Annotated in this window: 10 protein-coding genes; 6 read left to right on the forward strand and 4 right to left on the reverse strand. The window is 58.0% G+C overall.

Features of this window, described 5'->3' with window-relative positions:
- Positions 1 to 307: 307 nt before the first annotated feature.
- Positions 308 to 1,222 carry a LysR family transcriptional regulator gene (locus JH25_RS26460; protein ID WP_032875232.1) on the reverse strand — a complete coding sequence of 305 codons (915 nt, stop codon included), beginning with the start codon at positions 1,220 to 1,222 and terminating at the stop codon, positions 308 to 310.
- Positions 1,223 to 1,490: 268 nt separating this feature from the next.
- On the opposite strand from JH25_RS26460, the gene JH25_RS26455 reads away from it, so the two are divergent.
- The 4 genes from JH25_RS26455 (at position 1,491) to pgm (ending at position 7,830) form a co-directional block, all read left to right on the forward strand.
- Positions 1,491 to 2,513, forward strand: a complete 1,023-nt coding sequence (locus tag JH25_RS26455; RefSeq protein WP_032875235.1) for a zinc-dependent alcohol dehydrogenase family protein — start codon at positions 1,491 to 1,493, stop codon at positions 2,511 to 2,513.
- 703 nt (positions 2,514 to 3,216) lie between these two features.
- Positions 3,217 to 4,641 carry a hypothetical protein gene (locus tag JH25_RS26450; protein ID WP_177327387.1) on the forward strand — a complete coding sequence of 475 codons (1,425 nt, stop codon included), beginning with the start codon at positions 3,217 to 3,219 and terminating at the stop codon, positions 4,639 to 4,641.
- Between the two features lie 36 nt (positions 4,642 to 4,677).
- On the forward strand, positions 4,678 to 6,081 hold the full coding sequence (locus JH25_RS26445; RefSeq protein WP_032875242.1) for an aminotransferase-like domain-containing protein: 1,404 nt from the start codon (positions 4,678 to 4,680) through the stop codon (positions 6,079 to 6,081).
- 105 nt (positions 6,082 to 6,186) lie between these two features.
- Complete coding sequence (gene pgm / locus JH25_RS26440; RefSeq protein WP_032875244.1) at positions 6,187 to 7,830, forward strand: phosphoglucomutase (alpha-D-glucose-1,6-bisphosphate-dependent); 1,644 nt, start codon at positions 6,187 to 6,189, stop codon at positions 7,828 to 7,830.
- Positions 7,831 to 7,945: 115 nt separating this feature from the next.
- Here the strand turns inward: pgm and JH25_RS26435 are convergent, their stop codons facing one another.
- Positions 7,946 to 8,641 carry a pirin family protein gene (locus JH25_RS26435; protein ID WP_032875247.1) on the reverse strand — a complete coding sequence of 232 codons (696 nt, stop codon included), beginning with the start codon at positions 8,639 to 8,641 and terminating at the stop codon, positions 7,946 to 7,948.
- Between the two features lie 218 nt (positions 8,642 to 8,859).
- Between JH25_RS26435 and JH25_RS26430 the strand changes: the two genes are divergently transcribed.
- Positions 8,860 to 11,304, forward strand: a complete 2,445-nt coding sequence (locus tag JH25_RS26430) for a UvrD-helicase domain-containing protein (RefSeq protein WP_032875249.1) — start codon at positions 8,860 to 8,862, stop codon at positions 11,302 to 11,304.
- A gap of 80 nt (positions 11,305 to 11,384) precedes the next feature.
- On the opposite strand, the gene JH25_RS26425 is transcribed toward JH25_RS26430, so the two are convergent.
- Complete coding sequence (locus JH25_RS26425; protein WP_005788459.1) at positions 11,385 to 11,657, reverse strand: DUF1652 domain-containing protein; 273 nt, start codon at positions 11,655 to 11,657, stop codon at positions 11,385 to 11,387.
- 861 nt (positions 11,658 to 12,518) lie between these two features.
- On the opposite strand from JH25_RS26425, the gene JH25_RS26420 reads away from it, so the two are divergent.
- Complete coding sequence (locus tag JH25_RS26420) at positions 12,519 to 12,971, forward strand: M10 family metallopeptidase C-terminal domain-containing protein (RefSeq protein ID WP_032875250.1); 453 nt, start codon at positions 12,519 to 12,521, stop codon at positions 12,969 to 12,971.
- A gap of 2 nt (positions 12,972 to 12,973) precedes the next feature.
- On the opposite strand, the gene JH25_RS26415 is transcribed toward JH25_RS26420, so the two are convergent.
- Positions 12,974 to 13,759 carry a helix-turn-helix transcriptional regulator gene (locus tag JH25_RS26415; RefSeq protein ID WP_005788457.1) on the reverse strand — a complete coding sequence of 262 codons (786 nt, stop codon included), beginning with the start codon at positions 13,757 to 13,759 and terminating at the stop codon, positions 12,974 to 12,976.
- Positions 13,760 to 13,797: the final 38 nt, after the last annotated feature.

The following is a 13,797-nucleotide window of genomic DNA, read 5'->3' on the forward strand; positions in this document are numbered from 1 at the left end:
GCTAACGGACACATCCATTGATGGTGCGCCACCATGATTGGCGATCAAACGACTATCCCCACTTTTTTCGTACGGAGGTTCAGCCATTAACTGAGGTCATCGACTACCGCTCACGGCGGCTGGGAACGGCGCATGGGAGACTTTTCGAGAACGGAACTGTTGGGCCTTAGACTGGGGGCATTCTTTCAAACGATCCAAAGCATGCCCTCAGATATGCCCCCAATGCAGCAATCCACTGGAAGTGAACGGAGCTCCATGGTTTGTGGAAAGGCAGAAATGATCAGTCGAACAGCCTGCCAGACAAAGCCTAAAGACTCTCAGGATCCCCGAAAAACATCTGAATCCGCGACCTCAACCACCGCTCCCCCGGATCATTATCCTGCGACCCCCGCCATGCCATATGCAGCTCAAACGAGCGCACGGGCAGCGGCGGGTCTTCGGCGCGCAACCCTCCCGCCGCGGTCAACGCTTCAGCCGCATAATCCGGCACTGTGGCCAGAATGTCGGTGCCCGCCAGCAACGTGCCCAGCCCGTTGAACTGCGGCACGGCCAGTACTACGTGGCGTTTGCGGTCGAGTTTCTCCAGCTCTTCATCAATAAACCCGCTCAGGTCGCCGGCGAATGACACCAATGCATGGGGGCGTGAGCAGAAGTCGTCCAGGCTCAGCGAGCCGGGCACGCTGTCGGCGCGCAGCAGTTTTGGCAGGCTGCGCCGCAGTACCTTGCGTTTGGCATTGGCCGGCAGGTCGGCGGTGTAGCTGACGCCGATGGAGATTTCACCGGAGGCGAGCAGACTGGGCATCAGGATGTAATTGACGCGGCGTACCACCAGCACAATGCCGGGGGCTTCGGAACGCAGGCGTTTGAGCAATTGCGGAAGCAGGGCAAATTCCACGTCATCGGACAGGCCGATGCGGAACACGGCGGTGCTGGTGGCGGGATCGAATTCGGCGGCGCGGCTGACGGCGGTGGAAATCGAGTCCAGGGCCGGGGAGAGCAGGGCGAAGATTTCCACGGCGCGGGCCGAGGGTTCCATGCTGCGCCCGGTGCGCACGAACAGCGGGTCATCGAACAGCCCACGCAGGCGCGACAAGGCCGCGCTGATGGCCGGCTGGCCGAGGAACAATTTCTCGGCCGCGCGGGTCACACTGCGCTCATGCATCAAGGTTTCGAATACGATCAAGAGGTTAAGGTCGACACGACGCAGGTCGTTACGGTTCATCTTGTGTCCTGGAAGAGTCTGCAAACTTGATGTGAGCGGTCACACAGGAACCCATAAGGTCCTATTCAGAAGCATGACCGGCATGAATCTTACGGGGAAAGGCTGGTACTCTGCACCGGCTAATTGATTTTTCCTACGATAGTTGAGGTCTGCTCCTCCTTCGCGGAATCAATGACAGACATGTCGACTATTAATGGCGACCGGTGGTCTTACCTGGAAAGCCCAGATAAAGTTCATGGCATTAGAGGTTACTTTGACGAGGTTTGCGATGTCCCGCACGATCCGTTTTCACAAGTTTGGTCCGGCCGAGGTGCTCAAATGCGAAGAGCATGCAGCCGCGCAGCCCGCACCGGGCGAAGTGCAGGTGCGTGTCGAGGCAATTGGCATCAGTTGGTACGACATTCTGTGGCGCCAGAACTTGGCGTCTTCCCATGCGCGCCTGCCTTCGGGCCTTGGTCATGAAATGGCCGGCGTTGTTGTCGCCCTCGGTGACGGCGTGGATGACTTGGCAGTGGGCGATAAGGTGGCCAGTTTTCCGGCCGAGAGCCCCAATGATTACCCGGTGTACGGCGAGCTAATAGTCCTGCCCCGTTCGGCCCTGACCCGGTACCCGGATGTGTTGAGCCCGATTGAAGCCAGCGTGCACTACACGCCGTTGCTGATTGCCTACTTTGCCTACATGGATCTGGCGCGGGTCAAACCGGGGCAGTTTGCCTTGGTGACCGATGCCAGCCATTGTTCCGGCCCATCGTTTGTACAACTGGGCAAGGCCTTGGGTGTGCGGGTGATCGCCGCTACCAAAGACAGTGCCGAGCGCGAATACCTGCTGTCCCTTGGGGCAGAAAAAGTCATCGTCACCGAAGAACAAGACCTGCTCATGCAGATCAACAAGTTCACCGATAACCGTGGCGTGGACGTGGTATTCGATGGCCTGGGTGGCCCGCAGATGTCGCTGCTCGGTGATGTGCTGGCACCGCGTGGCAGCTTGGTGCTGTATGGCCTGCAAGGCGGCAACCAGACGCCGTTCCCGGCCTGTGCGGCGTTCCAGAAGAACATTCAGTTCTTCGTGCACTGTATCGGCAACTTCACGGGCAAGCCGGAGCTGGGCATCATCCAGGACCAGGTGGCAGTGCAGCGCGCCTTGCGTGAGATCAACCAACTGACGGCCGATCGGGTGCTGGTCCCACTGAAAACCACGGTGTTTCCGTTCGGTAAGTTCGTCGAAGCACATCGATACATGGACGAATGCCCGTGTCGCGAGCGTGTGGCGTTGCAGGTTGAAGCTGTTTGAGCTGTAGGAGTATTCGTAAATGAATACGTTGGCGTCTGGGCCTATGAGGCAAATGCGCCATTTGACAGGGCTTAACCCGCATCGGGGTTGAGCCGCCGCGAGGGTGTTGCGCCCTGCAAACAATACCTTTTTTCCTTACGCCGCCCTGAATTCCAGCGCGGCGCTGTTGCGTGCGCGCCAAAAAAGTTCGGTCGCCTGCCCATCTGAACTGCTTTCAGGCGTTGTTCTGTATCTGTTAATCATTATTTGAGTGCCGATAATTGTGTCTTCGCTGTCATCTCAAGGATTGAGCAATGATTGAATACCTGACATTAACGTCTCGCACCTCTGAAACTAGCGATGCACGGGTCGCCTTCTCGAAAGTGCAAAACAAATACGCAGTCGCTTTACCTGAGCCAACAATGAGCGGGTAACTAATATGCGTCGGACGTTTCCTTAGTTGCTTAGTTAAAGTGGTGTAGGGCGTTGTCGGAATATTCCTAAGACATGCGGCCAGCCGCGCTGGAAGCCGTGCACGCCCACGACTCAGCATCGGTGGCGCCATTGACTGCTCCGGTGAGTGGTCCTGCGATTTTGTTGCAGGGTGCTAATGTTGAATCAACCTCGCACGATGCAACTGACGACAAACTTATAGATGTAATGGGTCGAGCAATGACAATTGATAATTGCTTGAAGCTAATATTTCAATTCAGGTAGTAGAACGATGAGCGCTATTCATGAGCAAGCCATGAACTATGTTTACCAGCAAGTTCTGCAACGGTTGGTCGGGCACTTTACCCGTGACGAACGTACCGCACTGCAACTGTTGATCCAGCGAATTGTGGTAGCGGCCGGTGGCATGGAACAAGTAGGCAACTACAAAGTGCTGATTGCTCACGGCGGGGGTGAGGTCAGCAGCTACACCCTGGCGCTGTTGCGTGCGGCGCAACTGAGCATCGCCGGGCGTGCACCCAAGACTTTTCATCTGCGCGTGGCAACGTTGCGGCATCCGGGTATGACTCAGGCAACGCTTGATTCACTGCACCAGGGCTATGGCGCGTTGTTCTTCCATGATGATTCTCGGGTTGAACTGCTGATGGTCGAAAACCATGAAGTACTGCCCTTTAATCATCAGCGCCCGGCGTCCAGTGCCGGGCGTGAAGTCAGCCAGCGCAATATGCTGATGATAGGGCACCTGACGTCCGGGGACATTCGCGCCATCCTGCGCAACGACACGTATCTGGCCCTTGGCGATTTCTATCAGCGGGTTGCTACCTGGAACGGCGGTGTGCACGCGGTGGTCAGCGGCGATTCGGTGCGCAAGCAAAGCCAATACATCGCGTGGCTGAAGAAAAATGCCCTGGCAACCGGTCTCGCGTTCGCGCCCGGCAAGCCGACATCGCTCAACGGGTTGTTTGCACGCATGGAAGAATGGAGCGTCGGCTGCTACCGCGACCTCTATGGCGAGCACTACGCGGGCACCGAGAACCCAGGCCGGGGCGGGCACCGGCATTTGGCCTACATCGGTATTGCCGACCTGCTCGACGATGTCGACGTCGCGCGCGCGCCGCTGCTTACGGAGTTTCTGGCTCACAAGCGCGACCCGTTCGAGTTCCAGTTCAGCCACCCAGCCTATCCAAACCCATTGCTCATGGCACATATGTACGGCTTGCAGGCCCAATGCCTGCGTGAGCTCTCCTATGAGCACGGTGTCGAAGGTTTTGTTCGTCACGCGGCAGACTACATGCTGCGCAGACGCGTCCCCATTGAGTTGATCACCGAGGCGTCCAGCCCGGATGGGCGGGTATTGTCGACCACCTACGCCCAGGCGTTTTTTGGTCTGGATGAAAGTCAGTTGACTTGCCTGCTGTTCGCGCCTTTCGTTCAGCATGGCGAACGGCTGGAGGGCTTCTTGCGTCAATGCCATCCCGGCATGTTGGTGGCACTGCCCGAACTGCACAAGGCGCTGCAGGGCAAGCCTGCTGCGGACATGTTGCATCAGTGGCTGGTAGACACCAGTGGTTTGCCGCTGGCCTTATTGCAGCATTTGTATCGCAAGCGAACATTGCCGGCTGCGCACGGCTCTCGCATCCACAAACAACTGTTTAGCCGGCCCGAGGCCCGGATCGCCCAAGTGTCGGGGCGCTAGCACCGTGCATTGGCGTATAGATGCCGGTGAGCGGCGATGAACCTGAGGGGAGAGCGGCAGGCAGACTTTGCCTATCAGGCGGTGTACCGCTACATGATCAACCTGATCAACGAAGTCAGCCTGGAAACGCCGGTCAAGTTGCCGTCGTTGCGTCAGTTGTCGACACGCATGAACGTGTCGATCTCGACGATTCAGTACGCTTACTCTTTGCTGGAAAAGGAAGGGCGGGTCTACTCGGTGGCCAAGTCTGGCTATTTCGCCTGGCCTGTGGCGACAAACCCGCCGGTCATGGCGGGCGCCGACCTGCTTGAGCGGCTGTATGCGGCGGCGCGACGCCCGACCATGGTTGTGCTCAGTGGTGATGAGCCGGCGTTGTTGGGGTCACTGGATGGCGCTTTGCTTGCGCTGGAGCGCCAGCTGGTGCGCAGGTATCCACACCACCTGCAACCGTCGCAACCTTCTGGCGTATGGGAATTACGGGCGGCATTGGCGGCCCGTTATACCTCGTCGCCTAGCCATTGCTGGCAGGCCGACGAGGTGTATATCGGCGCCGATCTTCAGGGCGTACTGCAAATCCTGATCGACACGCTTGGCCTCGAGGGTACGGTGGTGCTGGCTGAATCGCCCTGCGATTACCTGGTCTTGCGCCTGTTACAAAGCGCTGGCGTGCGGGTTATCGAACTGCCCTGGCACGCCGATGGCAGCTTCGACTTGGCCACGTTCGAGCACCTGCTCAAGCACGAACCGGTGCACCTTGTGCTGCTGTCCTCCGTGGTCAGCATGCCCTCGGGTAACGCGCTGACGCTACCTGAACGGCTGCAAGTAGCGCATTTGCTGGAGCGGCACGCCTGTTGGTTGCTGGAGAACGACACGTTTGGTGAGCTGAGCTTCGTGTCGTCGCAAACGGCTTTGCGCAACCTGGTCAACCCGCAGCGGCTGATTGTGTTTTCTTCGTTCGAAAAGGTGTTGGGGCCAGAAGCGCCGTTTGGGTACCTACTGACGCAGCAAATGGGCAGTGAGTTGCAGCGCCAGTTTTTGCTGCGCTCATTTCGACTTTCATCCATTCGGCAACGCGCCATTGCTCGGCTATATGAGAGCGGGCGGTTGGATCAGCACTTGCAGACGTTATGCCAGCGCCTTCAGGAACAGGCGCAAGCCATGAGCCATCGGTTGGATGTGCATATGCAAGGGCGTGTGAGTTATCGAATGCCTATCGCCGGGGCAAGTTTCTGGTTGCAGTCGGTGGTGCCGGTGGATATGCGTCTGGTGTTCCAGCGCATGCTCGCCCAGCAGGTCGTGATTGCGCCGGGGGAGTTGTTCAGCCTCTTAGGCTTGCATCACCAGCATATGCGCTTGAGTCATACGTTCAGCGGCCACCCCAATCTGGATATTGTCCTGAATGCGCTGGCTCAGGCGCTGCTCCAGGCACAGACCGATTAATGTGTGAAACTTCTCTCCGAATTGTGGGATCGATAACATCGCTCAGTAGTCCAACTCTGAGTAAACTGTCATTTTTTCCGAATCCTTATTTTCCGAGGTTTATGCATGACTATCAGTCCTTTTGCGGGCAAACCGGCGCCGGCTCAGTTGCTGGTGGATATCCCGCGACTGGTCACGGCCTATTACACCGGCCAGCCTGATGCAGCAATCTCTACCCAGCGTGTAGCCTTTGGTACCTCCGGGCACCGAGGCAGTTCGTTCGAGCTGAGCTTCAATGAATGGCATGTGCTGGCGATCAGCCAGGCGATCTGCCTGTACCGTGAAGCCCAAGGCATCACAGGGCCGTTGTTCGTTGGCCTGGATACCCATGCATTGTCCACGCCGGCCGGTGCCAGTGCCCTGGAAGTGCTGGCTGCCAATGGCGTGCACGTCATGCTGGCTGAGGGCGATGAGTACACACCGACCCCGGCGATTTCCCACGCCATCATTTGCTACAACCGCGGCCGCACCAGCGGCCTGGCGGACGGCATTGTGATCACCCCGTCGCACAATCCGCCGCAGAGTGGCGGCTACAAGTACAACCCGCCCAATGGCGGCCCGGCCGATACCCACGTCACCAAGTGGATTGAAGCCAAAGCCAATGAACTGCTAGCCAACAAGCTTGCTGGGGTCAAGCGCATCACCCATGCCCAGGCGCTCAAGGCGGACACCACTCATCGCCATGACTACCTCAACAGCTATGTAGCCGACCTGATCAATGTGATCGATATGGACGCGATCCGTAGCGCTGATCTGCGCCTGGGCGTTGATCCATTGGGCGGGGCGGGGGTGCGCTACTGGTCGGCGATTGCCGAGCACTACCGCCTGAACCTGGAGGTGGTGAACACCGAAGTGGATTCCACCTTCCGCTTCATGAGCGTGGACTGGGATGGACAGATCCGCATGGACCCATCCTCCAGCTACGCCATGCAGAGCCTCATTGGTCTCAAGGAACGTTTTGACGTGGCGTTTGCCTGTGACCCGGATCATGACCGTCACGGTATCGTCACGCCCTCCGGCGGCCTGTTGGCGCCGAACAACTACCTGGCGGTGTCCATCGATTACCTGTTCCAGAACCGTCCTGATTGGCGAGCCGATGCGGCGGTGGGCAAGACCGTGGTCAGCAGTGGCCTGATCGATCGCGTGGCTGCACGTATGGGCCGGCGCCTGTATGAAGTGCCGGTGGGCTTCAAATGGTTTGCCGATGGCTTGTTCGAAGGCTCGTTGGGTTTTGGCGGCGAAGAAAGCGCTGGTGCTTCGTTCCTGCGCAAGGACGGCACGGTCTGGAGCACTGACAAGGACGGCCTGATCCCGGCCTTGCTCGCAGCGGAAATGACCTCGCGCAAGGGCCAGGATCCCAGCCAGATCTACCGCGGCCTGACCGATGCACTCGGCGAACCGTTTGCCATTCGCGTGGATGCCAAGGCGACCCCGGCGCAGAAAGCCCTGCTGGGCAAGCTGTCGCCGGAGCAGGTGACGTCCACCCAATTGGCCGGCGAGAGCATCCAGCAGATCCTCAGCCATGCCCCGGGCAATAACCAGGCGATTGGCGGCTTGAAGGTCATGACGGAAAACGGCTGGTTTGCTGCGCGGCCATCGGGTACCGAGGACATCTACAAGATCTACGCCGAGAGTTTTATCGGCGAAGAACACCTCAAGCAGCTGGTGGAAGAGGCGCAGGTGCTGGTGGACGGCGCAATTTCCCAGTAACTGTGTAGGAGGGGGCTTGCCCCCGATAGCGGTGGGTCAGTCACAGATGTGTTGACTGGCATAACCTCATCGGGAGCAAACTCCCTCCCACATTAGATAGCAGCATGATGCAAGATCAGGCCAGGTCGACCAGCACGATCTCGCTGTCCTCGATCGCCGTCACCCGCAACACTTGCTCATCCTCAACGGCCACGCCGTCTCGCGCCTGTGCGCGCAAACCATTGACTTCAATTACGCCGGTTGCCGGCACCAGGTACGCCCGGCGTCCGTTGTCCAGCCGGTATTCGGCGCTTTCCCCAGCTTTCAGGTTCGCCGCCACCAAGCGTGCATCGGCACGAATGCGCAGGCTTTCACTGTCGCCAGCCTTGCCGCTGGCCAGCGTCACAAAGCCTTCACGATTACCTTGCGGAAACGGCTTGGCACCCCAGGACGGTGGCAAGCCGGCCTCATTCGGGATGATCCAGATCTGGAAGATCTTGGTCGGGGTGGCCTCCAGGTTGTACTCGCTGTGGGCGATCCCGGTACCAGCGCTCATCACCTGTACATCGCCCGCCTCGGTGCGGCCTTTGTTGCCCAGGTTATCGGCATGGCTGATTGCGCCTTCGCGTACGTAGGTGATGATTTCCATGTCGCGGTGCGGGTGCTGGGGGAAACCGCTGCCAGGCGCGATGATGTCGTCGTTCCATACCCGCAAATTGCCCCAGTGCATACGCTCGGGGTCGTGGTATTCGGCGAATGAAAAGTGGTGATGGGCGTCGAGCCAGCCATGATGGGCGCCGCCGAGGGTGTTGAAAGGTCGAAGTTCAAGCATGATCGTCTCCTGTGAATGAGCCCATCATCCAGCAGCGCATGATCGATAAAAAGCGTAAAAAATGCCTGATTCCTATCCATCAATTCGATCATTTAAACCTGCTTCAACTTTCACTTCATCGCCTAACTACATGACCGTAAAGCAATTGGCTGGAACTGAGCGTCGATTCCGGCGACCATGGCGGCCTTGTCAAAGCCAAGCTCATCGCAGGAGTCCGCGTGCCGCAACAAAAGCCTGATCTGCCCCCTGAACTGCGCCCCTTGGCTGAAATGCCGTTATTGAAGCGGCTGGCCGCTCGCCTGTTCGGCCATGGCCTCACCCGTTTGCGCGCGCAGCACCGGTTTTCCTGGCTGCATGGCCAGGCCGACGGTTTTCGCAATGGGCATGAAGCCGGTGTGGAATATGGGTATCGCGAGGGTAAGGCCGATGGTCTTGAAGAGGGCCGGCAAGTCCTGTTGATTCGCGACTTTCGCCCTGATGAGCACCGAGCGCCCGGTGTGGATGACAGCCTGTTCGACGATTGGCGATTGCCGCTCACCGCCGATGTGAAGAAGCGCATGAAGGCGGATGTGGCACGCCTGCTGTCAGCCCACGCGCAGCCGAGCACAGCGCAGTGGAAGATGATCTTCAGCGACACGCCCTCGACCTCGGTGATTGCGGGCGCCGGCGCAGGTAAATCGACCTCCCTGGTGTTGCGTATCCTGTTGCTCACCCATTACCTGGGTTTTGAGTTGAGTTCGATGACTGTGGTGACGTTCACCCGCGAGTCGCGCAAGGACTTCATCAACAAGCTCATGGAGATTCTGAGCCTGTGGGGCCAACCCCTTGACCTGAAACAAGCCCAGGCGGTGGTGCGTACGTTTCACTCGCGCATCCTGCCGATGGTGCGCAGCCTGCCGGGTTTTGAACGGCTGCAAGCCTTTGAAAACCTCAGTGGCGGCTTCGAAGACGCCGATAGCAATGCCTTCGATCTACGTATCAGTGATGCCCAGCGCCAACATATGAACGCCTGTTATCACCGTTTGCAGGGGCATCATGCGCGTTTTCGCGAGTTGATTGCGCCGCTGGCTCGCCAGGGCCTGCAGCTCAAGGAGCTGGAACGCGATCATCCGGACGTGCAAAAGCGCATGGCCGTGACCGAGTTGGCGGCCAAACGTGATGAAGAACTCTGCGACGTGATCGAGGACCTGTGGTTCCGCGCGGGCGCCTGGCCGATCAAAGGCATCGAACCCAGCCGTCAGACCTTTGAAATCAACGGTGCCAAGTTTCATTGCCACGGCTATATCCCGCAGTTGGATGCCTGGGTCGTATTAGGTTTCGATGCGCGGGAAAACGCCGGGATCAGCCGCCCAAACTCAAAATTATCGGTGCGCGCAGAGTGGGCGGTAAAGCGCACCCTGTTTCAAGCTTTCTGCCATAAGCCATTGATATGGCTTGATAACTACGATTCATCCAAGCGCCTTTTAAGCAGTCTGGCCGGCGAAGCCACGGCCGGGCCGGGCTTTGATTACAAGGTCAAGGGTGAACTCGCCTCGGCCCCGCTGCTGGACAGTTTTGTCATGGCGGCCGGGTTTATCGAGAACCTCGGGCTGGACGTACCGATGGCCGTGGGCCAGATGAGCTTCGCCAAGGATGACCCGGATCGGTTGTTCTTCGAGGCCTTGAGCATTTTCTGGAAGGCCCTGGAAGACCACCTGCTCGATCAATCACCGCCGATCATGACCTACAACCGAATGTTTTCCCTGTTTGGCGAAAATACCCCGGAGAACCTCAAGCTGCTCAGTGATCCCTTGCTGCGGCCGATGTCACACCTGATGATCGACGAATTCCAGGATGTATCGCCGCAGATTGTCTCGTGGATCCGTGCCACGCTGCGGGAAATCCGCAGTCGCGGCCCGGCCATGCACGTCGGGCGTGGGGCGCAACGCTCATCCTTACTGTGTGTCGGCGATGACTGGCAGTCGATTTATGGCTGGCGCGGCAGTTCGCCCAAGTACTTCATGGAGTTCAACCAGGAATTTGTCGCACCGAGCACCACTCGCGTGATGCTGGGCGAGAACTACCGCAGCCACCAACACATCATCGACGCGGCCGAGCATATCGTGCGCACCGCACCGGCCATCCCCGGCAAGAAGGCCAAGGCCAGTGGCGAGTCCAAGGCGTTGGTGCCGGTCACCGTGCTGGAGCGCGACGACGCGGCGCTCGGCCGGCTGTTGCTGGAGCATTATCAACGCGGGGATACGGTCTTGATGCTTTATCGAAAAAGCAGCGATAAGTTGCTGATTCAAGAGCATATTCAGTCTGTTGTTAATGTGGATTCTAGCTTGCCGATCCACGAGCGCCGTCTGAAACAGCTCACTTACCACAGCGCCAAGGGCCTGCAGGCCGATGCAGTATTTCTGCTTGGGGACTGCCAGCATCTCACCAGCTCGCCCTACAAAAACCAGGTCTACCGCATGGCGGGCTTGGGAAAGGAAGGTGACAGCGAGCCGTACGACAATGCGCAAAAGGACGAAATACTACGACTGGCCTACGTCGGTATTACCCGAGCGGTCAGCCACTGCTACTGGTATGTGGAAAAGTCGGAGGGCCAGGGTGTAAATGTGCCCAGGGCATCCGAGCGGGTGGATGGCAAGAAAGCGTTTTTCGACGATCAGCGCTGAACCTTCAGCTGACACACAGCAAAATGCGGGAGGGGCTTGTCCGCTCCCGCATCAGGTAATCGGCGGCTGACAAATACTATTCAGGCCCGCAACGACAACGGCGGCACAAAACACTCCAGCTCATCCTCCACGGCCTCGATAATGCGCTCCACATCAGCGGCGTTCATCACTGTGGCGCAAGGTATGCCGGCGATGGCGATCAATGTTTCACCGCTGGCGCGGTCGAACAGGCGGGCGATCATGCTGCCGGGGGCATCCATACTCCCCTCGAAGCCCATCGGATGAAAATGCCAGCGCATCAACTGGCACGCATTGGGAAAAGTCACTTTGTTCATGTTGCCTACCTTGTTCATTGAGCGCTTCCTTTAGCTCGCGGCAGGGGTCAGGACCTTCGTTGGTCAAGACGGCGAAGAACTTAAAAATAGCATTCGTTCGCAAGTACAAGGTGAGTTTTTCGGCCCCGTTCGGCGGTTCTTTTACCTGATTTTGATGTGGATCATGTCCTACAGCAGATTAGGCAAAAGGCCATTACTTCGAATGGTCGTCTGGCCATTGTGGGGGGCGGGTAGATTTAGGCAATCTCAAGCATTTTGTTCGCTGTGCTGGCGCAGGATTCGACTTGCTCCCGATGGCGGCCTCAGGGCCGACCAGGGTGCTGGATCAGCCGAGTACATATCCGTTGTTTGGGTAACGGCCACTATTGGTTCCGCTTTTACAGCGGGTCACTTTCGAAAAGCGCGAAAATAACCAAAGCGCTCTTGCCCCACCACTCGGCACCTCGCTTAGGCTCGGTGTGCCCGTAATCCGACAGGGATTTGGGGGGCCGCCGCCACGCGCCATCCATGGCGCGGGGCGGCTAAACCGGCATCCCTGCCGGTTTACCCCCCAAATCCCTGTCGAATTCCGGCCAGCGTGGTTTGACGGGGCGCTTAAGATCAAGATCAAAAGCAGATCAAGGTCAAGATCAAGAGCGGCTCGCTTCGCATCGTGGTTACGTTGGCTGCTATCAAGTTGTGCAACGTCGGTTTATATCGCACCGGACGTAATTGACACTTTTCAGATAATTAACCGGCCACTGGTTAAATAAATAATGGCGTCATGATTAAGACATTTTCTGTCAACTATTCCGAATGGAAAGAAGGGGTGTCACTGTGAGAGATTTCGGCCGCAACACGTAACACTCTCACATAACTGATTATCAACAGGTGACTTATATGTCTTCCATAGAAAGCCTTCCAATCGGCGGTACATGGACCCAGTCCGAGTTACGTGGCACAGACCAGCGCGAACGGCTGGAGGCCAGGCGCGGCGAGCCTTCAGTGCTGGTCGGCGGGGCAGGCGGCGACCAGCTGGTGGGGCGTCAGGGTGCCAATACATTCAAATATGAAAAAAGCACCGACTCCCTCAGCGATGATCCGGACACGATCCTGAATTTCAATCCGAAAGAAGATGAGATCGATGTGTCCCTGATGTTAAAGGACCACGCTATATCAGCAATCAATATTCAACCAGGCCCGCCTGTGGAGGTGGGCGATGTGCAACTGAGCCACGCGTTCGGCGTGAGTACATTGACTATCAAAGTCAATGCCGAAGGGCCGAACTTTTCCGTACGCGTTGATGGTGTAAATCTGTTGCCGCAGCATATTAATTTCTTCCATTCGGATTAAGCCTACGGGTTCTCCAGGTCATGCCCCAGCGACTGGATAAACAGTGAAAACAACTCGGGCTGTGACGAGATATCGAGCTTGGCGTAAAGGTGCCTGCGGTGCACTTTGACCGTGTCCGGCGAGATCTTGAGGCGTTCGGCCATGGCCTTGGAGGAAAAACCCCGTAACACCAGGCGAGCGATTTCCAGCTCGCGGTCCGACAGTACACCACTGCCGAAATGACTCAGCGCGTCCCGAATCTGGCTGTCTATTGCCGGTGCTCGCTGAGTGCTTTGCTGCCAGTGCTGCTGCATCAATGGCAGCACCCAAGCAGCCAGTGTGGTCAACAGCCCGGTTTCCTCAAAGCTGAAGCGTCGCTGCATACCCAGGGACAGTGAAAGCGTGCCCGTGCCGGGCAATTGCAGGATCAACTGCACTTCGTCTTCCAGCACGTTGTCGTGGAAGTAGTTGAGGAAGTACTCACTCTGGCGAAAATGGTCCGGCGCCACTTCCTCCAGGCGGTACACGCCGCTGGCATAGTTCTCGCGGCACGCCTGGTAGAACGGATCGAGCAGGTACAGACCGTTGAGGTACACCAGCATCGACGCCGGTTTGCTGCTGGGCTGGGCGTCGTACTCCTCAAGGGCCTGGGGCGGGCCGTCCAGCGGGTAGAAAATCGCCAGGGCGTTATCGAAGGGCAGGCATTGGTGCAATAACAGCACCAATTGTTTCCAGAACCGTTCGGTGCCGATTTGTGACAGGGTGCGCCCCAATCCCGCGTGCATGCCGATTTCCCGGAACAGGCTCATATCACTGGCTCCCCTCAAAAGATCGGCCAAGGGTTCGG

Origin of the sequence: Pseudomonas sp. BRG-100, from assembly GCF_000737955.1 — a bacterium.
Taxonomy (GTDB): domain Bacteria; phylum Pseudomonadota; class Gammaproteobacteria; order Pseudomonadales; family Pseudomonadaceae; genus Aquipseudomonas; species Aquipseudomonas synxantha_A.

Excerpts from the sequence above, each read along its gene's own strand:
- JH25_RS26460 (WP_032875232.1), bottom strand. The coding sequence starts at position 1,222 with ATGAACCGTAACGACCTGCGTCGTGTCGACCTTAACCTCTTGATCGTA.
- JH25_RS26455 (WP_032875235.1), top strand. The coding sequence starts at position 1,491 with ATGTCCCGCACGATCCGTTTTCACAAGTTTGGTCCGGCCGAGGTGCTC.
- JH25_RS26450 (WP_177327387.1), top strand. The coding sequence starts at position 3,217 with ATGAGCGCTATTCATGAGCAAGCCATGAACTATGTTTACCAGCAAGTT.
- JH25_RS26445 (WP_032875242.1), top strand. The coding sequence starts at position 4,678 with ATGAACCTGAGGGGAGAGCGGCAGGCAGACTTTGCCTATCAGGCGGTG.
- pgm (WP_032875244.1), top strand. The coding sequence starts at position 6,187 with ATGACTATCAGTCCTTTTGCGGGCAAACCGGCGCCGGCTCAGTTGCTG.
- JH25_RS26435 (WP_032875247.1), bottom strand. The coding sequence starts at position 8,641 with ATGCTTGAACTTCGACCTTTCAACACCCTCGGCGGCGCCCATCATGGC.
- JH25_RS26425 (WP_005788459.1), bottom strand. The coding sequence starts at position 11,657 with ATGAACAAGGTAGGCAACATGAACAAAGTGACTTTTCCCAATGCGTGC.
- JH25_RS26420 (WP_032875250.1), top strand. The coding sequence starts at position 12,519 with ATGTCTTCCATAGAAAGCCTTCCAATCGGCGGTACATGGACCCAGTCC.
- JH25_RS26415 (WP_005788457.1), bottom strand. The coding sequence starts at position 13,759 with ATGAGCCTGTTCCGGGAAATCGGCATGCACGCGGGATTGGGGCGCACC.